Source organism: Stenotrophomonas sp. GW821-FHT02D01 (assembly GCF_059421765.1).
In genome coordinates this window covers 1-23,392 of record NZ_JBWKVP010000008.1, presented here as the reverse complement: position 1 = coordinate 23,392, position 23,392 = coordinate 1, and the positions used below count along the sequence as shown (strand labels likewise).

Below are 23,392 nucleotides of genomic sequence, written 5' to 3'. Positions count from 1 at the left end.
TGGATGTTCCACAGGTAGCGCCGGGCCATGCCCGGCGGATCCACCCGCTACAACCAGGGCAGGATCCAGTGGTCCACCAGCAGGAAGGCGAACAGCGCCATCAGGTAGACGATGGAGTAACTGAACATCTTCATCGAGAACAGCTCGTCCGGCGGGTTGAGCATGCGCCAGGCGTACCAGAGGAACACGGCGTTTAGCACGATCGCTCCGCCCAGGTAGAACGCTCCGCTCATGCCAACCAGGTACGGCAGCAGGCAGACCAGCGCCAGCACCACCGAGTACGCCATGATCTGCTTGCGCGTGTGCACCACGCCATGGGTGACCGGCAGCATCGGGATTTCCGCCTTGGCGTAATCCTCGCGACGGAAGATCGCCAGCGCCCAGAAGTGCGGCGGCGTCCAGATGAAGATGATCAGCACCAGCAGCGACGAGTACGCCCAGTCCGACTGCCCCTGCATGCCGGTTACCGCCGCCCACCCCAGCATCGGCGGCATCGCACCGGCCAGACCACCGATGACGATGTTCTGCGAGGTCGCACGTTTCAGGTAGACGGTGTAGATCACCGCATAACCGATCAGCGAGGCGAAGGTCAGCACCGCGGTGATCCAGTTCACCCACAGCACCAGAATCGCCATCGACAGCACGATCAGCACGCCGGCGAACACCAGCACCTGCCACGGCTTGACCTTGCCCACCACCAGCGGACGCCACGAGGTGCGCGCCATCTGCGCGTCGATATGCGCATCCAGCAGCTGGTTGATGGCCGCAGCGGCCGACGCCGCAAGCCAGATGCCGAGGAAGCCGAGCAGGCCGGCACGCACCTGCTCCCAGCTGGGCACGCCGGGAATGGCAAGGACCATGCCGACCAGTGCGGTGAAGACGATGAGGGCGACGACCTTGGGCTTGGTCAGGTCCCAGTACTGGCGATAGTTGGAAAACATGGGATCAGTCCGGGGCACGCATGCGGGCCAGCAGGCTGACCAATACGAACAACAGGGCAACGGCAACGCCGTTGTGCAGCACCGCTACTTCCAGCGGCAGGGCCAGCTTTACATTGAGGATGCCGAGGGTGACCTGCAGCACCAGCAGCGCGACCAGGGCCGAAGCCCAGCCGCGCATGCTCGGCAGCCGGAACAGGCGCAGGCCCAGCCACAGCATGTAGACGGCAACGACAATCGCGAACAAGCGATGGGCCATCTGGATGGCGATGCGCGAGGCACCGTCGAGTACGCCGCCTTCGTAGTCCACACCGATACCGCGCCACAGGGTGAAGCCCTCGGCGAAGTTGTGCTGCGGCCACCACTGGTTGGCACAGCGCGGGAAGTTGTCCAGCGAGGCGCTGCCGCCGCCGCACGCCAGCGCCGCGTAGTTGGCGCTGACCCAGCCACCGAGCGCGATCTGGGTGACCAGCACCGCCACGCCAATGCGCAGCAGCCACTTCAGCTTTGGCGCCTCGGCCAGGGTGATCGGCATGTGCGTGGCACGCCAGGCCATCCACACCAGCAGGCCGAACATCAGCATGCCGCCCAGCAGATGACCCATCACCACGATCGGCTTGAGCAGCAGGGTCACCGTCCACATGCCCAGCAGTGCCTGGAAGATCACCACCGCCAATGTCAGCAGCGCAGCGCGCGCCAGGTCGATGTTGCTCCAGCGCAGCGCCGCGATCAGCAGGATGGCCTCGCCGACCAGAGCCAGTGCGCTGGCGGTTCCATGCCAGCCCATCATGTACAGCGGTATGCCCGCGGCCACCAGCACGCAGGCGGTGACCACCGCCGTGCTTCCGAAACGCCGCTTGCGCGTGGCCAGCAGGGCCAGGGTCAGGATCTCGATGCCGAGCGCGCCGGCCAGGAAGCGGTGCACCTGCTCACGCCAGGCCTTGTGTGTTTCCAGCGGACGGATCTCCGCTGCCGGGTGGCCAATGGTCTCTTCCACGTGCTGCGGCCAGGTCGCCTGCCCATAGCAGGTCGGCCAGTCCGGGCAGCTCAGGCCGGCATCGGACAGGCGCACGAAGGCACCGAACATGATCGTGCTCGCGGTCATGATCATGGCGAACCACGCCAGGCGGTGGAAATTGCGGTGCAGCGCCGGACGCGCGGAAAGGCTCATCAAACGGGACTCACTTCAGTTTCAGCAACGTGGCCATGTCCTTGCGCAGGCCGCCGAGATCGCTCCCGGGGGCATGACGCATGATCACGAAGCCGTTCGGATCGATCACGTAGACCGGCAGACCCGCCGGATCATCGACGCCAGGCAGCGCCGCGCGCAGGGCTGGCGACGGGGCCAGCGGCCGCAGCGCGGGCAGCGAGGCGATCGACGCCGGTGGCGTTCCCAGCCACAGGATCTCGACATTATCGGCGTTATGGCCGAACAGCTGCCACACCTTGCCCAGTCCCTGCGACAAAGTGACGCACTGCGCGTCGCAGGATCCGGCCGGGGCCACCAGCAGGCGCCATGTGCGCGCCTCGGGGTTCCAGGGGTAGGCCGCGCCATTGGCCAGCGTCGGCGGTTGCTGGCGCAGATCCACCGGCGGCTTCAGCAATTGCCCGTTGTTGCGATGTGCGGTCGGCTGCCAGCCGGAGAAGCGCAGGAGGGCGGCCAGCGCCATCGCCCCGAAGAAAACGGCGAACAGCAGCACCAGGGTCCGGCGGCCATTGCCGCGCGCCTGCGGGGAGGTAGCAGTGTTCATGCAGGGCATTTTCTCATGGTTGGGAAAGGGATGCCGGCCAACGGCCAGCACTACCGGGCAACGGGCCGTCTTCTGCGCCATTCCAGTACCAGCGCCACCACCAGCACGGTCAGCGCCAGCCCGAACCACTGCACGGCGTAACCCAGGTGGCGCTGCGGCGGCAGCGTGTTCGGCAGCAGGTCGAGATCGCGCTCATCGCCGAACGGCAGCGCCGGGTCCAGCCGCAGCACGCGCTCGGGCAACGATGGCAGGCCCAGTGCCGCAGCCAGGCCATCGGCGGGAAGGCGACTGGCCAGCCAGCGCCCTGCAACATCGGTGGTAGTGAACGCCGGCCCCAGCGCCAGCCCGGACGAAGGGGGCGGCGCCAACAGGCCTCGCACGGCCACCGGCGACGGCGGTGCCGGCACCACCGGCAACCTGCGGTCCGGCGGCAACGCGCGCCAGCCCAGGTCCACCAGCAACACGCTGCCCGCATCGCTGCGGAACGGACGATAGATCTTCACTCCGGCGCGGCCGTGGCGGGTCTGGTTGTCCAGCAACACCACGCCCGGCAGGAAGCGACCGTGATCGGCCACGCCATGCAGCGCGCCCTGCGCCGCCAGCGCCTGCGCCAACGGCAGCGCCTGCGCCACGGCAGGCCCCTGCGCATCCAGCAACGCCTGCTTGGCCTGCATCCGCTGCAGCTGCCACAGCCCCAGCGCGGTGAATCCGGCCATCGCCAGCAACGCCATCAGCCAGCCGATCAGGCGCGTGTGCTGGCGCATCATGACAAGTCCGTGCAAACGCGGTCAGATAGGCACATCCATCCTGCCCTCGAGCCGCGCATGAGTGATTCGCTGAAGACCCTGCTGGTAATCGCGTTTCTGATCGTCATCGTCTGGAATCTGGGCGCCGGCCTGTATTACCTGCTGGTGGACCGCGGCCAGACCAAGCGCACGGTCAATGCACTGACCCGCCGCATCGGAGTGTCGGTGGCGTTGATCGTACTGGTGATCGTGTGCATCTACATGGGCTGGATCAAACCGCACGGCATCGGCGGCTGACGCCACATCAGGCCAGGCAGCGCCGGCGGCTGACGCTGCCGACGCCTGCGCGGTCAAAGCACGTAGACGAACAGGAACAGCATCAGCCACACCACGTCGACGAAGTGCCAGTACCACGCGGCCGCTTCAAAGCCGAAATGGTTGTCGCGGGTGAAGTGTCCCTTCGCCGACCGCAGCCACATCACGATCAGCATGATCGTACCCAGCAGCACGTGTGCGCCGTGGAAGCCGGTCAGCATGAAGAAGGTCGAACCGTAGATGCCCGAGCCTAGCGTCAGGTTCAGTTCCTTGTAGGCGTGGATGTACTCCTCGGCCTGCAGGGTCAGGAAGCCCAGGCCGAGCAGCACGGTCAGGCCCAGCCAGATCAACAGCTGGCGGCGGTTGCCCGCCTTCAGCGCATGATGGGCGATGGTCAGGGTCACGCCCGAGGTCAGCAGGATCAGCGTATTGATCAGCGGCAGGCCCCAGGCCGGGATAGTCTGGAACGCGCCACCGATCGCTGCCGGGCCATTGGTCGGCCAGCCGGCCGAGTAGCCCTGCCACAGCAGCTCGTTGGTCATCACCCCGCGCCCTTCGCCGCTCAGCCACGACAGGCCGAGGTGGCGGGTGTAGAACAGGGCACCGAAGAAGGCACCGAAGAACATCACTTCGGAGAAGATGAACCAGACCATCCCCATCCGGAACGAACCATCCACCTGCCGGTTGTAGTTGCCGGCCTGCGACTCGCGCACCACATCGCTGAACCACCAGAACAGGGTCAGCACCAGCATCGCCACGCCGATGTAGAAGGTCCAGCGGCCCCAGCTGGCGTCATTGAGCCAACTGGCCACGCCGACCATGGTCACCATCATCGCGATGGAACCGACGAACGGCCACTTGCTCTGGGCCGGGACGAAGTACACGTTGGCGTCGGTAGGTGTCTGGGCCATGGTCGGTATCCGGGTCAGGGAGCAGCGTGGGCGCCTTCCGACGTGGCGGCGGGCGCCAACCGATCGGACAACGCATCGTTGCGGTAGAAGGTGTAGGACAAGGTGATCGTGCGGATTTCCGGTGGCAGGTCCGGATCGACGATGAAGCGCACCGGCATGTCACGCTTCTCGCCGGCCTGCAGGGTCTGCGCGGTGAAGCAGAAGCACTCGGTCTTGCTGAAGAACCCGGACGCGCGTGCCGGCGCCACCGACGGCACCGCGCTGCCGACCACGGCCTGCTGGCTGTCGTTGCGGGCGAAGTACAGCGCCTCGTTGAGTTCGCCAGGCACCACATCCATGGTCAGCTGCTCGGGATGGAACGACCACGGCAGCCGCGAATTGACGCCACCATCGAATTCCACCCGCACGGTGCGCTTGCCGGTGGCAGCACCGGTACTGGCTTCGCTGCCCGGGCCACGTTCCAGGCGCACGCCGAATACCTTCTCGCAGGCGATGCGATACAGCGGTACCAGCGAGAACGTCAGCAGGAACACCACCACCGCAACGCCGATCAGGCGCGGCAGGCCGGCGCTGCGTGACGGAGCGGTGGCCGGTGTTTCGCTCATCGACCGATCACACCGCTGAGGATGAAGCCGACGTACACCAGCACGGCGATCGCGCCCACCCACAACGCGGTGCGCCTGGCGCGCTGGCGCTGCTCCGCATAAAGCGGCGCGGTGCCTGGCCGCTGGCCTGCCGATGCGCTTGCGGCCAAGCGTGGCTCGGCTCTGGCCGGGGTGATCGGGCTCTCGTTATGCATGCATCACCTCAATGACCGATATCGTCGTGGGCCAGGTCACCCGGGCGGATGGTCGGCGGCGTGGTGAAGGTGTGCGCCGGTGCCGGCGACGGCAGCGTCCACTCCAGGCCGCGCGCGCCTTCCCAGGAGCGGGCCTCGGCCTTCTCGCCATTGCGCAGCGAGGACAGCAGGATCGCAGCCATCATGAACGGCGTGGCGAACATGCCGAACGCACCGATCGAGCTGATCAGGTTCCAGTCGGCGAACGCCACCGAGTAATCGGGGATGCGGCGCGGCATGCCGGCCAGGCCCAGGAAATGCTGCGGGAAGAACAGCAGGTTGACGAACACGATCGACCACCAGAAGTGCACCTTGGCCCACTTCTCGCTGTACATGCGCCCGGTCCACTTCGGCCACCAGTAGTACACCGCCGCGATCAGCGCGAACACCGCGCCGGTCACCAGCACGTAGTGGAAGTGGGCGACCACGAAGTAGGTGTCGTGATACTGGAAGTCGGCGGCCACGATCGCCAGCATCAGGCCGGAGAACCCGCCGATGGTGAACAGGATGACGAACGCCACCGACCACAGCATGGGGGCTTCGAACGTGAGCGAGCCGCGCCACATCGTGCTGACCCAGTTGAACACCTTCACCCCGGTCGGGATCGAGATCAGCATGGTGGCGAACATGAAGTAGATCTCACCGCCCAGCGGCATGCCCACGGTGAACATGTGGTGGGCCCAGACGATGAACGACAGGAACGCGATCGCCGCAGTGGCGTAGACCATCGCCTGGTAGCCGAACAGCGGCTTGCGGCTGAAGGTCGGGATGATCTCGCTGACCACGCCGAAGGCGGGCAGGATCATGATGTAGACCTCGGGATGGCCGAAGAACCAGAAGATGTGCTGGAACATCACCGGGTCACCACCACCGGCCGCATTGAAGAAGCTGGTGCCGAAGAACTTGTCGGTCAGCAGCATCGTCACCGCACCGGCCAGCACCGGCATCACCGCGATCAGCAGGAACGCGGTGATCAGCCAGGCCCAGCAGAAGATCGGCATCTTCAGCAGGTCGATGCCGGGCGCACGCATGTTCAGCACCGTGGCGATGATGTTGATCGCGCCCATGATCGAACTGATGCCGGCCACGTGGATGGCGAACACAGTGAACGCCACGTTGTAGCCGCCCTGCAGCGACAGCGGCGGGTACAGCGTCCAGCCACCGGCCGGCGCGCCACCGGGCAGCAGGAAGGTCAGCAGCAGCAGGCTGAAGGCCACCGGCAGCAGCCAGAACGACCAGTTGTTCATGCGCGGCAGCGCCATGTCCGGCGCGCCGATCTGCAGTGGGATCATCCAGTTGGCCAGGCCGACGAAGGCCGGCATCACCCCGCCGAAGATCATCACCAGCGCGTGTACGGTGGTCAGCTGGTTGAAGATTTCCGGACGGATGTACTGGATGCCGGGCTGGGCCAGTTCCAGCCGGATCAGCACGCTCATGAACGCGCCGATGACGAACATGATGAAGCTGAAACCCAGGTACAGCGTGCCGATGTCCTTGTGGTTGGTCGAGAAGAACCAACGCTCGAAGAAGCTCTGCGGGTGATGGTGATCGTCGTGCCCAACTGCCGAGTGCGCCATTGCAAAACACCTCTCAGGATCGGTTGTCGCCGCAGCCGCGATACGGCCGCGGGCAGTTACATCAGGCTCCGCTGGCCGCCGCCGCAGGCGCGTTGCCGGCCTCGGCGGCTGCCGGTGCCGCCGGCTGCGCCGGCGTTTCACTGGCAGGTGCGGTGGGTTCGGCGGGCGCGGCAGGCGCTGCCGGTGCAGGCGCGGGTTTGCGCTGCGCCAGCCACTGCTTGAATTCTTCCTTGGACACCGCCTCGACCACGATCGGCATGAAGCCATGGTCCTTGCCGCACAGCTCCGCGCACTGGCCGCGGTAGACACCGGGCTGCTCGATGCTGGTCCAGGCTTCGTTGATGAAGCCGGGAATGGCGTCCTGCTTCCAGCCCAGCGCCGGCACCCACCAGGCGTGGATCACATCGTCGGAGGTGATGACGAAGCGCACCTTGGTGTCCACCGGCAGTACCAGCCGGTTGTCGACATCCAGCAGGTAGTGCGGATGGCTCTCGCGGGTCGGCACCTTGCCACTCTGCCGCATGCGGTCGGACTCGCGGTCCAGGCGGCTGGTGAAGGTCACGTTCTCGCCCAGGTACTCGTACTTCCACATCCACTGGTAGCCGGTCACCTTGACCGTCATCTCGGCATCGCGGGTGTCGTACATCTTGATCAGGTTGGCCGTGGCCGGCCACGCCATCACCACCAGGATGATCACCGGGATCACCGTCCAGATGACTTCGGCCTTGGTGTTGTGGCTGAAGGTGGCAGCGACCGCACCCTTGGACTTGCGGAACTTGAACATCGCGTAGGCCATCGCGCCGAACACGATCACGCCGATCACCGTACAGACGATCAGCGAGAGGTTGTTCGATTCCCAGGCCAGGCGCGAGGTCTGGGTCACCCCCTTGCCCATGTTCAACTGCCACGGCTTTGGATCGGCCGCCTGGGCCAGCGCCGTCCCCGGCATCGACAGCAGGGCCCCCATCGCGGCGGCCATTGCAACGCACTTCGTGCCCCACCCTCTGCTTTGCTTCATTGCCTAGACCCTTAGCGTCGTCGGTTGCCGCCATCGCTGGCGGCGAGCAAATCTTCAAGCGTTTCAACAAGCGTTTGACGTTCGGCCGGCGCGAGGAAACTCCCCACCTCCACCTGCCGGCCGCTGGATGCCAGCCGGACCCTCTGGTCGTCGGTGAGCAGGCGCACCCAGTGCGGATGAGCCCGGAACACCGGCGATCCACCGGGCACGGGGATGACCTCCACGCACGCCGGCACTACCCGGATTTCCTCCTGCCGTTCACCACTGCGCCACAACGCGCGCAACGCAGCTGCCAGCAACAGGCTGTACAGCAGCGCGAACAGGGGGGCGAATGCATTGCCGGCCACCCACCCGAAGGCGGACACCAGCCACATCACTCCCGACAACACAGCAAACAACAGGACGAACTGCCGGGCATCGAGCGCCCGTGGGGGACGCAGTCGCAGCTGCGTACCTGACCCATCCGGAGCTGTAAGCACCTCGATCATGTCGCAACCGCGTTCCTGCCGCGGGAAACGTCTCGATGGTAGCCCTGCCCTCTCGCCGGTAGCAAGGGTGCATTCACACTTTTTCCGATGCTGCAATACAGCATGGGTCCAGCGGCACGAATGACGAATTCGGCACAAAACGTACCGACTTTGCTGAACACGCTGAATCCACCACCGCTAGGGGCTATCAGCATTCATGAAGGTGGCTGCGCGGGCCTTCCTGAAGTCGAAAAAATGATTAAAATCGCCAAGTTTTCCACTGGCCGGACCGGCATGAACGCACCCTCCTCTCCCATTGCCGCCAGCGACGCTCCGCGTCACTCGGCGCTGCTGTCGCCGGAACTGCCGGCGTCCCCCAACCCGTTCCGCCAGGCCATCACCGATGGTTGGCTGAAGGACGAGGCCAGCCATGTGCGCGAACTGCTGGCGCAGGCACGCCTGCCGGCCGACGAGCAGGCCAGGGTGCAGGCGCTGGCCGCCGACCTGGTCGCCCGCGTGCGCGTGCGCGCCAAGGACCAGGGCGCGATCGAAGCCTTCATGCGCCAGTACGACCTGGGCAGCGAGGAAGGCGTGCTGCTGATGTGCGTGGCCGAAGCGCTGCTGCGCATTCCGGACCAGGAGACCGCCGACAAGCTGATCCGCGACAAGCTGGCCGATGCCGACTGGGAAAAACACCTGGGCGGCAGCGACTCGGTGCTGGTCAACGCCTCCACCTGGGGCCTGATGCTGACCGGCAAGCTGGTGCAGATGAACGACGCCACCCGCGCCGATGCGCCCAGCGCGTTCAAGCGCCTGGTCGGCCGCGTCGGTGAGCCGGTGGTACGCCTGGCCGTGCGCCAGGCAATGAAGATCATGGGCCACCAGTTCGTCATGGGCCGCACCATCGGCGAAGCGCTGGCACGCTCGCACAAGGGCGACAGCGCCAGCTACCGCTACTCGTTCGACATGCTCGGCGAAGGCGCGCTGACCATGAAGGACGCCCTGCGTTACCTGGAAGACTACCGTCGTGCGATCCACGCCATCGGTGGTGACCACAAGTCGCGCGGTGGCCGTGCCGATGGCGACGTCAACAACGCACCGGGCATCTCGATCAAGCTGTCGGCGCTGTACCCGCGCTACGAGCACGCCAAGCGCGCGCGCGTGCTGAAGGACCTGGTGCCCGGCGTGCTGGAACTGGCGCAGCTGGCCAAGAGCTACGGCATCGGCTGCACCGTCGACGCCGAAGAGTCCGATCGCCTGGAACTGTCGCTGGACATCATCGAGCAGGTGTTCGGCGATGCCTCGCTGGCCGGCTGGGATGGCTTCGGCGTGGTCGTGCAGGCTTACCAGAAGCGTACGCCGTACACGATCGACCACCTGGCCGACATGGCGCGTCGCGCCGGTCGTCGCCTGCAGGTGCGCCTGGTCAAGGGTGCCTACTGGGACGCCGAGATCAAGCGCGCGCAGATCGAAGGCTATGCCGGCTACCCGGTGTTCACCCGCAAGCAGAACACCGACGTGTCCTACCTGGCATGTGCCAAGCGTCTGTTTACCCATGCCGACGCGATCTACCCGATGTTCGCCACGCACAACGCGCACACCATCGCCGCAGTGCGCAGCATCGCCAACGGTGGCGTCTACGAGCACCAGAAGCTGCACGGCATGGGTGATGACCTGTACGCCGAAGTAGTGCCGGCCGATCGCCTTGGCCTGCCCTGCCGCGTGTACGCGCCGGTCGGCTCGCATGAAGACCTGCTGCCGTACCTGGTGCGTCGCCTGCTGGAAAACGGCGCCAACTCCAGCTTCGTCAACCGCATCACCGACGAGCGCGTGCCGATCGCCGACCTGGTCCGCGACCCGGTCGAGATGGTGTCCTCGTTCGAATCGATTCCGCATCCCAAGATCCCGCTGCCGGTTGACCTGCTGCGCAGCCAGAACCACGACAGGAAGAATTCCATGGGCGCCAACCTCGCCAACGACAACGAACTGCGCGCCCTGGCCGAGCAGCTCAACGCTGCAGTGAAGCCCTGGCAGGCCGCACCGCTGGTGCCGGGCGCGAACCCGACCGGTGCCTCGCTGCCGGTGACCAACCCGGCCGACACCCGTGAAGTGGTCGGCCAGTGGCAGGCGGCCGATGCCGCCACCGTGCAGAAGGCGCTGGCCAATGCCGTGGCCGCACAGCCGGCCTGGAACCGCACCCCGGCCGCCAGCCGCGCCGCCATCCTCGAGCACGCCGCCGACCAGCTGGAAGCGCGCATGCCCGAATTCATGGCGCTGTGTGTGAAGGAAGCCGGCAAGAGCCTGCCCGACGGCATCGCCGAAGTACGCGAAGCCGTGGACTTCCTGCGCTACTACGCCAAGCAGGCACGCGAGCAGTTCAGTCACGCCGAGAAGCTGCCCAGCCCGACCGGCGAATCCAACGAACTGCAGCTGCATGGCCGCGGCGTGTTCGTCTGCATCAGCCCGTGGAACTTCCCGCTGGCGATCTTCCTGGGCCAGGTGGCTGCCGCACTGGCCGCCGGCAACAGCGTGATCGCCAAGCCGGCCGAGCAGACCAACCTGATCGGCTACTACGCAGTGAAGCTGCTGCACGATGCCGGCGTGCCGGCTGACGTGGTGCAGTACCTGCCGGGCGATGGCGCCACCGTCGGTGCCGCGCTGACCGCCGACCCACGCGTGGCCGGTGTGGCCTTCACCGGCTCCACCGACACCGCCCGTGCGATCAACCGCGCGATGGCTGCACGCGATGCCGCCATCGGCGTGCTGATCGCCGAGACCGGCGGCCAGAATGCTTTCATCGCCGACTCCTCTGCGCTGCCGGAACAGCTGGTCAAGGACGCCATCGGTTCGGCCTTCACCTCTGCGGGCCAGCGCTGCTCGGCCGCACGCGTGCTGTTCGTGCAGGACGACATCGCCGACAAGGTAATGACCATGCTGGCCGGCGCGATGAAGGAACTGAAGGTCGGCAACCCCGGCCTGCTGTCCACCGACGTCGGCCCGGTGATCGACGCCGATGCACTGAAGATCCTGCAGGACCACGCCGTGCGCATGGATCGCGAAGCGCGCCTGATCGCTGCGGCGGAACTGTCCGCCGAAGCGGCCAACGGCACCTTCTTCGCACCGCGTGCGTACGAACTGAAGGACCTGGGCCAGCTGCAGAAGGAAATCTTCGGGCCGGTGCTGCACGTTATCCGCTGGAAGGGCGACCAGCTCGACGCGGTGATCGACCAGATCAACGCCACCGGCTACGGCCTGACCCTGGGCGTGCATTCGCGCATCGACGAAACCGTCGACCGCATCAGCAACGGCGTCCACGTCGGCAACGTCTACGTCAACCGCAACCAGATCGGTGCGGTGGTCGGCGTGCAGCCGTTCGGCGGCCAGGGCCTGTCCGGCACCGGCCCCAAGGCCGGCGGCCCGCACTACCTGCTGCGCTTCGCCACCGAAAAGACGGTGACGGTGAACACCACCGCCGCCGGCGGCAACGCCTCGCTGCTGACCCTGGGCGACTGATTCCAGGCGTCATGCAGTGAACGAAAAACCCCGCGAAAGCGGGGTTTTTTGTGCTCATTCTTCCGTGATGCGCCTGATCGTGTCATCGAACAAGCGTGTCCCGTTGGAGAAGGCTCGCTTTCGGACCGGACCATAGCCCGGTGCATACCAGTACTCCATCGTGTGCTGGGCGTCCTGCGCCTTCAGGTGGCAGGTGTTGGCAAACGTTCGCGGCACACCGTTGACCGTCGCCTCCAGATCAACGAAACCGACGAAGGTGAAGTTGGTCATCCCCCGATACTCGATTGCCTCTGGCGCTTCACCAGGCTCTGAGGCCAGGAAACGTACGCCCTTTCCAGAACGATGGAACTGTTCTCCGGGCTTGGCACGCTGCGGGAAGGTGGGCATGGCATCGTACTCGTCGGTTATCGCTGCCTTGGCAGGATCTCCGCCGAATCCTGCGATTCCGTACTGGATTTCCGCCAGAAGTACGCGACCGGAAGGGTCGAAGTACTCTGCGGTCCTGACTCCATCTCCGTGGGTAATCGCGACCATGCTGGGTTTACCTCCGAAGGAGGCCGTCGCCGTGGAAAAGCTGTACTGACCGTTGGACCAAGAAACCCCCGGCTTGAGCACGAAGCACTCTGCAAAGTCAGCTGCCGCCATGGCCGGGATGCTGGCAGCCGGTACAAGCAGGAGCAGGAGGGAACAGCGAAGCCGCACGGATCTCGGCGAAAGTGAGGGGATATTCATAGGGAAATCAGGCTAAAGCCTCCCCTTCGCATCGTCAGGAGGCAGACCCGTCATGGCTGGTCGCACTTGCCACTACTTGAGCCCTCCCGGTCTGGATGCTGAGGACAGCCATGCCAGATCGCAACAGCTGGCCGATCACGCAAGAACACTGAACCGGTTGTCCGCACGCCTCACCAATTCCTCCAGCACCCGCGCGATACGCATCTCCAGGTCGCCTTCCAGCAGCACATACGCGATCCCACGCGCCTGCAACTGCTGCAGATACCACGCGTGTTGCTGCATGCGGAACTCCTCCCCCACACGCGTCCCATCCTGCTCGAACGGGATATCCGGGGCGCACAGGAACAGCAGGTCGTACGCACGCGCCGCAGCCCGCTGCAGTGGTTCGGGCGCAGTGCCGAACATCCAGCCGCTGTAGCCCAGCGTCACCAACGGCGTGGTATCGCAGAACAACCAGCGATGCGCATGCTGCGCGGCCTGGTGCTCGTGCTGCAGCTGGGTTGCAGCGATACGCAGCAGATCCTGCGCCTGCAGCTCGCCGCCCTGCTGCTCCCACAACGTACGCCCGAACTCCGGCACCCATGCCGTACCCTGGCGTTCGGCCAGCACCCGCGCCAGCGTGCTCTTGCCCGTGGACTCACCGCCGATGAAGGCCACCCGCTGCACATGGTCGGCATAGACCGACCGGCTCAGGCCCTGTCGATGCGCATGCGGATCGGCGCGCAGTTCGGTACCACTGGCCTGACCGATGTCGGTCGAACGCTCCAGCCGATGGTGCTGCACCGGCGCATTGAAATGCTGCGCCAGGGCTGCAGCGAAACCATCGCCGTAGTCTTCACCGGTGAAAACAGCCTGCACCGGTCCGCCAAACAGCGCCAGGCACAGCCATGCGGTGAACGCGCGTTGCACCTGCTCACTGTCCTTGTCCTGCGGCAGCGCACGTACGGGAACACCCTGTTGCCTGCACAACGCCGCCAGCCGCGCATCATCCAGCACCGCCACCGTCGCCTGCGGAAAGCGCGCGCGCAGCCAACGCTCGCGGCGCTCTGCGCTGTAGCCGGCAAAGCCCGGCTGAGACCAGCCGATCACCAGCAGCTGGGTGCAGCGTGCAGAAGCAAATTCGATCAGGCGCTCGTGGCCGAGGTGGAGCGGGCAGAACTTGCCGACCACCAACCCGCGCGGTACCCGCTCAGGCAATGCCATCGGCCGCCCTGCCCGTATCCGCCTCGGCGCGCATCAGGTGCCGCCATAGACGCAGCGCCACCAGCGCGTTGATCCAGAAACCGACATATAGGATCGAGGTCAGGTGCAGCCCACGGCTGTAGTACAGCGGCACCGCGATGGTGTTGACCAGCAGCCACACCCACCACGATTCCAGCTTGCGCCGCATCATCAGGATCTGTGCGATCACGCTCAGCACCAGCACCGCCGAGTCGATGTAGGGCGCATACGCGTTGGTCAGCCGGGTCAGCATCCAGCCGTAACCGAAGGTCGCCAGCACCGCCAACGGCAGCAGCCAGCTCCACGCGCGTGCTGGCAAGCGGGTGATGGGCAACGGCGCGCCATGGTCACCACGCAGCCACTGCCACCAGCCGAACACGCTGATGACCACGAAGAAGAACTGCAGGACCATGTCCGCGTACAGGTGGGAGCGCTCGAACACCGCGGCGAACAACGCGCAGCCGACGATGCCCAGCCACCACGTATGCACGTTGTTGCGGCCGGCCAGCAGGATCGAGCCGGCAACGGCGATGTTGGCAGCCAGCTCCAGCTGAAAGTTCGGGTCGGACAGGTTCATCGCGCTATTGTCGCGTAGATCCGCGCCCCGCGGGATTGAGCCAGTAGATCCACGCCATGCGTGGATGGAAATCAAGCGCGCACGCGCACCAGCAGCCGGGGCTCTGCGCTACCCCAGCGGCCCAGTTGATGGTGCGGCGCCATCACAGGCGCGAGCCAATCCGGTGCTTCGATATCCCAGGTCACGCCATCGAACGGATGCGGCCAAGGCGTTCCCTGCGGATTCGGCGAATGCAGGAACAGCGCGCTCTGGCCGCTATCCGGCGCCAACACCACCCAGCACTGGGTGTCCTGCCGCCTGCAGGCCACCGCGCGCTCGAGCAGCCGCAGCAACGCGGCGGCAACGGCGGTGCGATCACTGCCATGGCGATTGCCACGCCCCTTCCAGTCCAAGTGGGTATGCCAGTAGTCGAACCATTCCGATGCGAGCGCATCCTGCAGCGCCACGGTGGCCCTCGCCTCTTCGGCGGCCCAGTAGCGGGTCATCTTCTTCAGGTATCGGCGATCGGCCATCAGGCCATTGTCGCGTAGATCCACGCCATGCGTGGATGCCGCCCCCCGGAAAAAAAGAAAGCCCCGCTTGCGCGGGGCCTCCTTCGTACTGCTTCAGGCGATTGCCCGAATCAGAACTTGTACTGCATCGACGCAGCCAGCACGTCGCCGGTGACCTTGTACTTGCCGACAACGTTGTTGGCGGTAGCGGAGGTCGAGTTGATGTTCGGATCCTTGGTGAACAGGTGGGTGTAGCCCACGCTGTATTCCATCTTCTCCGACGGCGCCCAGGTCAGGCCCAGCGACAGCCACTTGCGGGTGGTATCCGGCACGCGGACGTCACGGTGGGCGTCGGTGGTCGGGGTCTGGTCATAGGCCAGACCGCCACGCAGGGTCAGCTGCTCGTTCAGACGGTACTCGGTACCGATCGAAGCGAAGGTGGTGTCGCGGTAGTGGAACGGCAGCACGCTGTCGGGCTGGTTGGAGTCGTAGTCGACGCGCACTTCGTCGAACTTGCTCCATGCGGTGCGCGACACGTCGGCCATGATCTTCCACTGGTCGTTCACGCGGTGCGTGAAGCTGACGGTGGCGCTGGCCGGCAGGGTGATGGTCGCGCGGCCGTTGCTGTCGACGAAGGTGCCCGGAGCAGCCTGCGCCAGGAACGCTGCAGCAGCCGGGGTCATGGTGAAGTCGGCCTTGCCGTCGGTGATCTTGTGTTCGACTTCCGAGCGGTAGCTGAAGGCGATGTTGGTGCCTTCCACCGGGCTGACGGTCATGCCCAGGGTGTAGCCGACGGACACTTCGTCGCCCTTGATGCGCAGGTAACCATCAGCGGTACCCGGCGAGAAGCCGAGCTGTGCGGCCTGGCGGCCAGCGGCCTGGGCAGCGGCCTGGGCCTGTGCCGGGGTGCGGCCAGCGGCCAGTGCAGCGGCGGCAGCGCGCTGCTGGGCGCTGGCGTTGATGGCGGTACCGCCGTCGACGGCGCTGGTCAGGTCGACATTCAGGCGCTCGGCGAACACCGACGCACCGAACGACAGGTACGGGTTGACGTCGTAGGAGAAGGCCGCACCCAGGTCGATGGCCTGCAGTTCGGTCTTGACGCCGTTGTAGCGGCCGACCCAGTCACGGTCGTATTCGGTCTTGAAGCCGAACGGCACGGTCAGCGACACGCCGAAGTGCATGTTGTCCTTCTCGCCGAACGGCACGTGGAAGTACGCGGCCGGAACCGGAGCGATCATGCCGGCGTCGCCGCCGTTGCCGCCGGAAATCGGAGCGCCGTTGGCATAGCGGCCTTCGCCGCGGAACTTGGCGCCGAAGCTGATGGCGCTGACGTCACCCTGGATCTGGGTGCCTTCCAGCAGGCGCATCGAGGCCGGGTTGGTGGCGACCACCGAGGCATCGCCTTCGGCAGAGGTGGAACCAGCGAAGGCGCGGCCCAGGCCCTTGGCGCTGTTTTCCTTCAGCTGGAAGGCGGCGGCATTGGCGTCGGCGGCGGCCAGCGCACCGGCAACGCCGACGGCCAGCAGGGTCAGGCGGGCAATGGTAGAAGCAGTTTGCATCGTAGTTCTCTCTCCGGTAAGCGGTGATGGTGCTCTAAGTGCGCCTGCGCCCGACAGGCCGGATGGCCTTTCGAAGCGCGCCGGATTCCCCTCCCGACATACGACGCCGTATGCGAGTATTACCCAGAGCCGTTAATGAAACAATAACAGCGCTGGCGCATTCTTCGTCGCAAAAGCTGAACAGGCTCCTTCCCCGCCAAAAGCGCCCGCACGCTAGGCTAGTGCCATGTTTGTCTCCCTCCCCTCGCGCAAGAAGGCGACCCTGCGCTGGGCTACACCCGTGCTGTTTGCGGCACTGTGGCTGGCATTCCTGTGGTCGATCTCGCGCCCGGACGATGCCCGTGGAAGCCTGTGGCTGGACTGGGGCGCCCTGTCCACCGGCCTGACCCACCCGCTGGACTGGTGGGCAACGCTGCAGGACGGCAGCGTGCTGCGCCTGTTCACCGCCCTGTTCCTGCACGCTGACTGGTCGCACCTGCTGGGCAACCTGGTGTTCCTGCTGATCTTCGGTCTGCCCGCCGAGCGGGTGCTGGGCCCGTGGCGGTTGCTGCTGCTGTTCCTGGTGGGCGGGGCGATCTCCAACCTGGTCGCGATCTACACCATGGGCAGCCCGGACCAGATCATCATCGGCGCCAGCGGTGCGGTGTCGGCGCTGATCGGTGCCTATCTGGCACTGTTCCCCGGCGCGCGCCTGGGCGTGGTGATCCCGCTGGGGCTGTTCCTGGAGTTCGTGCGCGCCCCGGCCTATCTGCTGATCGGTGTGTGGGCGGCGCTGCAGGTGGTGTTCGCCTACATCGGCCCGACCTTCGGCATGGTCGCCTGGTGGGCGCACATCGGGGGCTTCGTGTTCGGCGTGGTGTACGGCATGTACGTGCGCGCGGCGATCGCACGGCGACTGCGCAAGCGGCACGGGTTCTAGCGTCCGCGTGCTGCGTTCTGCGAAACGCCCGAGCCATGCTCGGGCGGTGTCCGCACCTCAGTCGAGCATGGCTCGACTCTACAGAATCAAGGCTTGGCCGGGATCTCTGCAGGCTTCGCTTCCGGTTTTGCTTCGGGCTTGGCTTCGGGCTTCGCTTCCGGCTTTGCTTCAGCCTTGGGCTCCGCCTTGGGCGCCGGCTTGGCGGCGACCTTCGCCGCCTTGTCCGCTTCGGCCTTCGCAGCTTCTGCCTTCAAGCGCGCCGCAACCGAACCCGGGTTCTTCAGTTCGGCCAGTGCATCGTTGATCGGGCCATCGCCCGGCAACACGGCGCCAGCGTGGTAGCCCTCGGTACCTTCCTCGTCACCGCGCAGGTGGCCCGGCAGCGTCGCCTCACTGTAGTCACTCAGGCTGGCCGGCAATGCCTCGTCTTCCGGACGCGGTGCTGCCTTCAGTTCCACTTCCGGCACGATACCGGTGGCCTGGATCGATTTACCGCTGGGTGTGTAGTAGCGCGCCGTGGTCAGCTTCACCGAATCGCCGTTGTCCAGCGGCAGCACGGTCTGCACCGACCCCTTGCCGAAGGTGCGGCTGCCGATCACGCGCGCGCGCTTGTTGTCGCGCAGTGCGCCGGCCAGCACTTCCGATGCACTGGCCGAACCGGCATCGACCAATACCACCACTGGCGCGCCCTTCAGCAGGTCGCCCGGGGTTGCGTCGAAGCGTGCATCGCTGATGCTGATGCGGCCGCGGGTGCTGACGATGTTGCCCTTGTCGAGCAGATCATCGGCCACCTGCACCGCAGCGGTCAGCAGACCACCCGGATTGCTGCGCAGATCCAGCACCAGCCCCTTGAGGTTGCCACCGGACTGCTTCTGCAGCTGCTGCAGGTGCTTCTGGAAATCAGAGCCGGTGTCGGCCTGGAACGTGCTCAGGCGGATGTAGCCATAGCCCGGTTCCAGCAGGCGGCTGCGCACGCTGGTCACGCGGATCGTCTGCCGGGTCAGGCTGACGTCGAAGGGCTTGGGCTTGCCGTCGCGGACGATGGTCAGCACCACCTTGCTGCCGGCCGGGCCACGCAGCGGTTCGCTGGCATCGATCGCGCTGATCGGCTTGCCATCAATGGCGATGATCAGGTCGCCGGCGAGGATGCCGGCCTTGGCCGCAGGCGTGTCGTCGATCGGCGAGATCACCTTCATGCTGGCGTTGTCCGGCTGCTGCTGCAGCTCCACGCCGATGCCTTCATAGGCGCCATTGGCCTGTTCGTCGAACGCCTCGGCATCTTCCTTGTTGAAGTAGGTGCTGTGCGGATCGAGGTCGAGCAGCAGGCCACGCACAGCCGACTGCATCAGCTTGTTGTCATCGACCGGATCGACGTAGGCCGCGCGCACCGCGTTGTAGACGGCCACGAAGCGCCGGATGTCGTCCAGCGGCACCTTCGAGGTCACCGCCTCCTCGCTGCTCGCCGCCTTCCCGGGAGTTTCCTTCAACGGGACGGGGGCGGTCTGCTGTGCCCAGGACAGGGCCGGCAACAGAGCCAGCAAGAGGGTGGCGGTACGGGCTGCGCGCATGAATCACTCCTGTCGACGATGGCATCGTGCCCAAGGCACATGCACCGATTATGCGCGAAGCGTGGCTAAATTCCCGTTGAATCCGCCCTGCTGCGGCCAGGCGGAATTCAGCGCCGCTGCAGCCAGCTGTCCGGATTGACCGGTTGCCCGCCGCGGCGCAGTTCGAAGTACAGCGCCGTCACGCCCTGGCCACCGGAGTTGCCGACCTTGGCCACTGCATCGCCACGGCTGACCCGCGCACCGGCATCTTTCAGCAGGGTGTCGTTGTGCGCGTACAGGCTCATGTAGCCATTGCCATGGTCGACGATCAGGATCATGCCGTAGCCGGTCATCCAATCGGAGAACACCACGGTACCGTCGGCCACGGCGGTGACGGTGCTTCCGGCGGGTGCGCCGATCAACACGCCACTGCTGGTACGGCCATCCGGCAGCTTGCCGCCATAGCGGGCCAGCAGATTGCCCGACAGCGGCCAGCCCAGGCCACCCACCTTGGGCGCTGGTGCCGAGGCCACGGCCGGCGGGATCTTGGTTGCCGGTGCCGGACGGCCTTCGGCCTTGGCCTGGCGTGCGGCCTTTTCGGCAGCGGCCTTCTCCGCAGCGGCCTTGCGGGCGGCGGCACGGCGCTCGGCCTCGGCACGGGCCGCGGCAGCGCGCAGGTTGGCCAGCAGGGTTTCCAGCGCCTTGGCGTCCTGGCCCAGTGCCTGTTCCTTCTCGCGCTTGTCCTTGAAGCGCTCTTCCAGCGAAGCCACGGTCTGCGCACGCTCGCGACGGTCCGATGCGAGCGTGGCGACCTGCTGCTTCTGGTCGCGGTGAGTGCCCTGCAACTGCTGTTGGCGCTGGGCGATCTGTGCCTGCAGCGTCTCCAGTTCCTTGAGGTCGGCCGTCAGCGTGGTGATGCGCTGCGCGCGCTCGCGCTGCAGGTAGCGGTGATAGGCCAGCGCACGGTTGGCATCGGCCACCGTGTCCTGCGAAAGCAGCAGCTTCAACGGCGCGTGGTTGCCAAGCTGGTAGGCCGCGCGCAGCAGTCCGGCCAGTTCGCGATTCTGCTTTTCCAGGTTGGACTGCAGTGCATTGCGCCGCTGTTCGGCCTGGGCCAGCGCTTGGGTCTGCTCGCGCAGCGCCGATTCGGTCTGGGCCAGCGCACGACCACTGCGTGCAACCTTTTCATCGGCCTCGCGCAGCTGCTGCGACGCCTGTCCGCGCTGGCCCTCGATCTGCCGGCGCTCCTGCGCCACGCCCTTCAGTTCGGTGCGCAGCTTCTGCAGCTTGCGTTCGGCCTCGCGGGCCGAAGAGGTCTGCGCCGCACCCGGCAATGGCAGCGCCAGGGCCAGCGCCATTCCCAGCAACAGGCAACGTCCACCGCGCAGGGTGGCGATGTGATGCCGGCGTGAGGGGAAGACGTTGTTGCGCAAGGGCTTTCCAGTGACTTCAGGCAGATGCGGAGACGTGCAGGGAATGGTGACATCTCCGCACGCGGCCTGCCAGCCGCACAACAACGAGGTTCCCATGAAAGCTCTCTCCATTCCGCTGCTGTTGGGCATTGCGCTGGCCAGTGGCCCGGCCTGGGCCCAGGCAGACGTGAGCAAGGTCAACGGCAGCATCAGCGCCGATCCGGGCCAGCGCTACGGCAAGCTGGACACCGTCAATGGTGGCATCCGTGTCGGCGAAGGCGTGGAAACCGGCAGCATCGACACCGTCAACGGCGGCGTCAAGGTCGCCGATCGTGCGCGCACGGGCAGCATCGAGACCGTCAACGGCGGCATCCGCCTGGGTCGCGAAGTGACGGCCCACGGCGATGTCAGCACGGTCAACGGCAGCATCTTCAGCGACCAGGGCAGCCAGATCGAAGGCGGCGTGGAAACCGTCAACGGTGGCATCGGCCTGGTCGGCAGCCGCGTGCGCAAGGACGTGGAGACCGTCAACGGCGACATCACCGTCGGCATCGGCTCACAGGTCGGCGGTGGCGTGCATGTGCGCAAGCCGAACTTCAGCGTCTCGCTGACGGCCAGTCGCAAGCCGCGGGTCATCATCGGGCCGAATGCCGTGGTCAACGGCAGCCTGCTGTTCGAGCGCGAGGTGGTGCTGTACGTCCACCGCAGTGCGCGCATCGGCCCGGTCACCGGCGCCGATCCGATCCCCTTCGATACCGATACCGCCCCGGCCGACTGAGCCTGCGGCTTGGGCGATACTCCCCGCTACCGGTCGCGCGTGCTGCGTGGCCGTCCCTTGTGTTTCCAGGAACCGATGATGCCCCGCAAACTCCTCCTGTGCCTGGCCGCCGCGGCCGCGCTCAGCGCCTGCAAAGGCGAAGACACGCCGGCTCCGGCGCCCAGCGTCGACAGCGCCGCCAAGCCGGCCACGCACACCTTCTCAGCGGCGATCAACGCCGCCGACTTCGCCGAGATGGTGAAGACCCTGGCCTCTGACGAGTTCGAAGGCCGCTCGCCCGGCAGCAAGGGCGAAGAACTGACGGTCAACTACATCCGCGACCAGATGCAGCGCATCGGCCTGCAGCCCGGCAACGGCGACAGCTGGTTCCAGGACGTGCCGATGACCGAGACCACGGCCGATGAATCGACCGTGCTCACCCTCACCCAGGGCGGCAAGACCCGCGAACTGAAGTTCGGCACCGACATGGTGGTGGGCACCCGTACCGGCCAGACAGAAGTGAAGGTCGATGCCAGCGACCTCGTCTTCGTCGGCTACGGCGTGGATGCACCGGAGCAGAAGTGGAACGATTACGCCGGCCAGGACTGGAAGGGCAAGACGGTGGTCATGTTCGTCAACGACCCAGGCTTCCATGTCGATGACGAAAAGCTGTTCGACGGCAAGCGCATGACCTACTACGGCCGCTGGACCTACAAGTTCGAGGAAGCTGCGCGCAAGGGAGCTGCTGCCGCGCTGATCGTCCATGACACCGCAGGCGCTTCGTACGGCTGGGACGTGGTGAAGAACTCCTGGGCCGGCCCGCAGTACGACCTGCCGGCCAAGGACGATGCGGAGCCGCGCCTGCCGGTACAGGGCTGGTTGAGCGCCGACGCGGCCAAGGCCCTGTTCGCCGGCGCCGGGCTGGATCTGGACCAGGCCTACAAGGACGCCAGCAAGCCCGGCTTCAAGCCGGTACCGCTGAAGGCAACCGCTTCGGTGGACCTGAAAAGCAAGGTCGCGCAGAAGCAGTCGCGCAACGTGGTGGGCGTGCTGCCTGGCAGCAAGCGTGCCGACGAGGCCGTGCTGTACATGGCGCACTGGGATCACCTCGGCAAGCACGAGGGCGAACAGGGCGACAACATCTACAACGGTGCCGTCGACAACGCGACCGGCGTGGCCGGCATCCTTGAGGTGGCCGAAGCGATGGCCCATCAGGAACCGAAGCCGGAACGTTCGGTGGTGTTCCTGGCGGTGACCCTGGAAGAATCCGGCCTGCTGGGGTCGAAGTACTACGTCGCCCACCCGACCTTCCCGCTGGACAAGATCGCTGGTGTCATCAACATCGATGCGATGTCGGTGGCCGGTCGTGCCAAGGACGTGACGGTGACCGGCTTCGGCAGTTCGGAGCTGGAAGACATCCTCAAGCCGCTGGCTGCAGCCCAGGATCGCACCCTGCACGGCGAGACCTCGGTGCAGAGCGGCTTCTACTTCCGTTCGGATCACTTCAACTTCGCCAAGGCGGGTGTGCCGGCGCTGTACGCCGACGGCGGTGAGGACCTGCGCGACGGCGGTGTCGAGGCTGGCCGCAAGGCGGCCGCCGACTACGGTTCCAACCGTTACCACGGCCCGAAGGACGAGTATGACCCGGCCACCTGGAAGCTGGATGGCACGGTCGAGGACCTGCAGCTGATGTATGGCGTCGGCAAGGAACTGGCCGGCGGCGATCGTTGGCCCAACTGGTACGAAGGCAATCCGTTCAAGGCTGCCCGCGACACGATGATGAAGGCCAAGGCACCGGCCGCTGCGGCGAAGTAAGTCCCCCAGCCGTTGAGTTCCAAAGAAAGCGGCGCCCTTGGGCGCCGCTTTTTTGTGTGTGAGTGCTGGGACCCGGTAGCGCCGGCCGCTGGCCGGCTGGCACGTGCAGCCGCGTGACGTTCATGAGGTTGCCGGCCAGCGGCCGGCACTACCTTCGGTTTCTCGCGCGCAAAGAAAAACCCCGCTGCGTGAGCAGCGGGGTTTTTGGATGTAAACCCTGGCGATGACCTACTCTCGCATGGCTTAGGCCACACTACCATCGGCGCAGCTACGTTTCACTTCCGAGTT

General features: G+C 66.0%; 22 protein-coding genes. 5 read left to right on the top strand and 17 right to left on the bottom strand.

Annotated features, from left to right (window positions below; all coding sequences use genetic code 11):
• Positions 1 to 47: 47 nt before the first annotated feature.
• The 4 genes from cyoE to AC07UW_RS15485 are packed head-to-tail and all read right to left on the bottom strand — an operon-like array spanning position 48 to position 3,456.
• Positions 48 to 941, bottom strand: a complete 894-nt coding sequence (gene cyoE / locus AC07UW_RS15500; RefSeq protein ID WP_033830169.1) for a heme o synthase — start codon at positions 939 to 941, stop codon at positions 48 to 50.
• Positions 942 to 945: 4 nt separating this feature from the next.
• Entirely contained in the window at positions 946 to 2,109 is a 1,164-nt protein-coding gene (locus AC07UW_RS15495; protein ID WP_428703795.1) for a COX15/CtaA family protein, read from the bottom strand.
• A 10-nt stretch (positions 2,110 to 2,119) separates the two neighbouring features.
• Positions 2,120 to 2,689 carry a redox-active disulfide-containing membrane protein gene (locus AC07UW_RS15490; RefSeq protein WP_363731313.1) on the bottom strand — a complete coding sequence of 190 codons (570 nt, stop codon included), beginning with the start codon at positions 2,687 to 2,689 and terminating at the stop codon, positions 2,120 to 2,122.
• Between the two features lie 50 nt (positions 2,690 to 2,739).
• Positions 2,740 to 3,456 (bottom strand): SURF1 family protein, encoded by a 717-nt coding sequence (locus AC07UW_RS15485; protein ID WP_025878288.1) that lies wholly within the window; start codon positions 3,454 to 3,456, stop codon positions 2,740 to 2,742.
• A 57-nt stretch (positions 3,457 to 3,513) separates the two neighbouring features.
• Here AC07UW_RS15485 and AC07UW_RS15480 point away from each other — a divergent pair, with 57 nt between their 5' ends.
• Positions 3,514 to 3,732 (top strand): twin transmembrane helix small protein, encoded by a 219-nt coding sequence (locus tag AC07UW_RS15480; protein ID WP_049468560.1) that lies wholly within the window; start codon positions 3,514 to 3,516, stop codon positions 3,730 to 3,732.
• Between the two features lie 53 nt (positions 3,733 to 3,785).
• Here AC07UW_RS15480 and AC07UW_RS15475 read toward each other — a convergent pair whose 3' ends face one another.
• From AC07UW_RS15475 to AC07UW_RS15450, 6 genes are all read right to left on the bottom strand, one after another.
• A complete protein-coding gene (locus AC07UW_RS15475) occupies positions 3,786 to 4,661 on the bottom strand; it encodes a cytochrome c oxidase subunit 3 (protein ID WP_025878291.1) in 876 nt (291 codons plus the stop codon).
• Positions 4,662 to 4,675: 14 nt separating this feature from the next.
• Entirely contained in the window at positions 4,676 to 5,266 is a 591-nt protein-coding gene (locus AC07UW_RS15470; RefSeq protein WP_025878292.1) for a cytochrome c oxidase assembly protein, read from the bottom strand.
• On the bottom strand, positions 5,263 to 5,460 hold the full coding sequence (locus AC07UW_RS15465; protein WP_136639629.1) for a hypothetical protein: 198 nt from the start codon (positions 5,458 to 5,460) through the stop codon (positions 5,263 to 5,265). The genes AC07UW_RS15470 and AC07UW_RS15465 overlap by 4 nt, the downstream gene beginning before the upstream one ends.
• A gap of 8 nt (positions 5,461 to 5,468) precedes the next feature.
• Positions 5,469 to 7,076 (bottom strand): cytochrome c oxidase subunit I, encoded by a 1,608-nt coding sequence (gene ctaD / locus AC07UW_RS15460; protein ID WP_025878294.1) that lies wholly within the window; start codon positions 7,074 to 7,076, stop codon positions 5,469 to 5,471.
• Positions 7,077 to 7,137: 61 nt separating this feature from the next.
• Positions 7,138 to 8,094, bottom strand: a complete 957-nt coding sequence (gene coxB / locus AC07UW_RS15455; RefSeq protein WP_263930194.1) for a cytochrome c oxidase subunit II — start codon at positions 8,092 to 8,094, stop codon at positions 7,138 to 7,140.
• Positions 8,095 to 8,105: 11 nt separating this feature from the next.
• A complete protein-coding gene (locus tag AC07UW_RS15450; protein WP_025878297.1) occupies positions 8,106 to 8,582 on the bottom strand; it encodes a DUF2244 domain-containing protein in 477 nt (158 codons plus the stop codon).
• A 273-nt stretch (positions 8,583 to 8,855) separates the two neighbouring features.
• Here AC07UW_RS15450 and putA point away from each other — a divergent pair, with 273 nt between their 5' ends.
• A complete protein-coding gene (putA, locus tag AC07UW_RS15445) occupies positions 8,856 to 12,074 on the top strand; it encodes a bifunctional proline dehydrogenase/L-glutamate gamma-semialdehyde dehydrogenase PutA (RefSeq protein ID WP_080150750.1) in 3,219 nt (1,072 codons plus the stop codon).
• Positions 12,075 to 12,128: 54 nt separating this feature from the next.
• On the opposite strand, the gene AC07UW_RS15440 is transcribed toward putA, so the two are convergent.
• The 5 genes from AC07UW_RS15440 to AC07UW_RS15420 form a co-directional block, all read right to left on the bottom strand.
• Entirely contained in the window at positions 12,129 to 12,719 is a 591-nt protein-coding gene (locus AC07UW_RS15440; protein WP_495212362.1) for a hypothetical protein, read from the bottom strand.
• Positions 12,720 to 12,941: 222 nt separating this feature from the next.
• Positions 12,942 to 14,009: an AAA family ATPase gene (locus AC07UW_RS15435; RefSeq protein ID WP_495212361.1), complete on the bottom strand. Its 1,068-nt coding sequence runs from the start codon at positions 14,007 to 14,009 to the stop codon at positions 12,942 to 12,944.
• On the bottom strand, positions 13,996 to 14,604 hold the full coding sequence (gene pnuC, locus AC07UW_RS15430; protein ID WP_495212360.1) for a nicotinamide riboside transporter PnuC: 609 nt from the start codon (positions 14,602 to 14,604) through the stop codon (positions 13,996 to 13,998). The genes AC07UW_RS15435 and pnuC overlap by 14 nt, the downstream gene beginning before the upstream one ends.
• A gap of 71 nt (positions 14,605 to 14,675) precedes the next feature.
• Entirely contained in the window at positions 14,676 to 15,116 is a 441-nt protein-coding gene (locus tag AC07UW_RS15425) for a hypothetical protein (protein WP_051501537.1), read from the bottom strand.
• A gap of 110 nt (positions 15,117 to 15,226) precedes the next feature.
• Positions 15,227 to 16,654, bottom strand: coding sequence for an outer membrane protein transport protein (locus AC07UW_RS15420; protein ID WP_025878303.1), 1,428 nt, complete (start codon positions 16,652 to 16,654; stop codon positions 15,227 to 15,229).
• A 226-nt stretch (positions 16,655 to 16,880) separates the two neighbouring features.
• On the opposite strand from AC07UW_RS15420, the gene AC07UW_RS15415 reads away from it, so the two are divergent.
• Positions 16,881 to 17,573 (top strand): rhomboid family intramembrane serine protease, encoded by a 693-nt coding sequence (locus AC07UW_RS15415; protein WP_025878304.1) that lies wholly within the window; start codon positions 16,881 to 16,883, stop codon positions 17,571 to 17,573.
• 86 nt (positions 17,574 to 17,659) lie between these two features.
• Here AC07UW_RS15415 and AC07UW_RS15410 read toward each other — a convergent pair whose 3' ends face one another.
• Both AC07UW_RS15410 and AC07UW_RS15405 read right to left on the bottom strand, forming a co-directional pair.
• Positions 17,660 to 19,141, bottom strand: a complete 1,482-nt coding sequence (locus AC07UW_RS15410) for a S41 family peptidase (RefSeq protein ID WP_223494047.1) — start codon at positions 19,139 to 19,141, stop codon at positions 17,660 to 17,662.
• 107 nt (positions 19,142 to 19,248) lie between these two features.
• Positions 19,249 to 20,478, bottom strand: a complete 1,230-nt coding sequence (locus AC07UW_RS15405) for a murein hydrolase activator EnvC family protein (RefSeq protein ID WP_223483365.1) — start codon at positions 20,476 to 20,478, stop codon at positions 19,249 to 19,251.
• 169 nt (positions 20,479 to 20,647) lie between these two features.
• Between AC07UW_RS15405 and AC07UW_RS15400 the strand changes: the two genes are divergently transcribed.
• Together AC07UW_RS15400 and AC07UW_RS15395 are read left to right on the top strand one after the other, a co-directional pair.
• A complete protein-coding gene (locus AC07UW_RS15400) occupies positions 20,648 to 21,310 on the top strand; it encodes a DUF4097 family beta strand repeat-containing protein (RefSeq protein ID WP_032975637.1) in 663 nt (220 codons plus the stop codon).
• 78 nt (positions 21,311 to 21,388) lie between these two features.
• Positions 21,389 to 23,104, top strand: coding sequence for a M28 family metallopeptidase (locus tag AC07UW_RS15395; RefSeq protein WP_033830160.1), 1,716 nt, complete (start codon positions 21,389 to 21,391; stop codon positions 23,102 to 23,104).
• Positions 23,105 to 23,392: the final 288 nt, after the last annotated feature.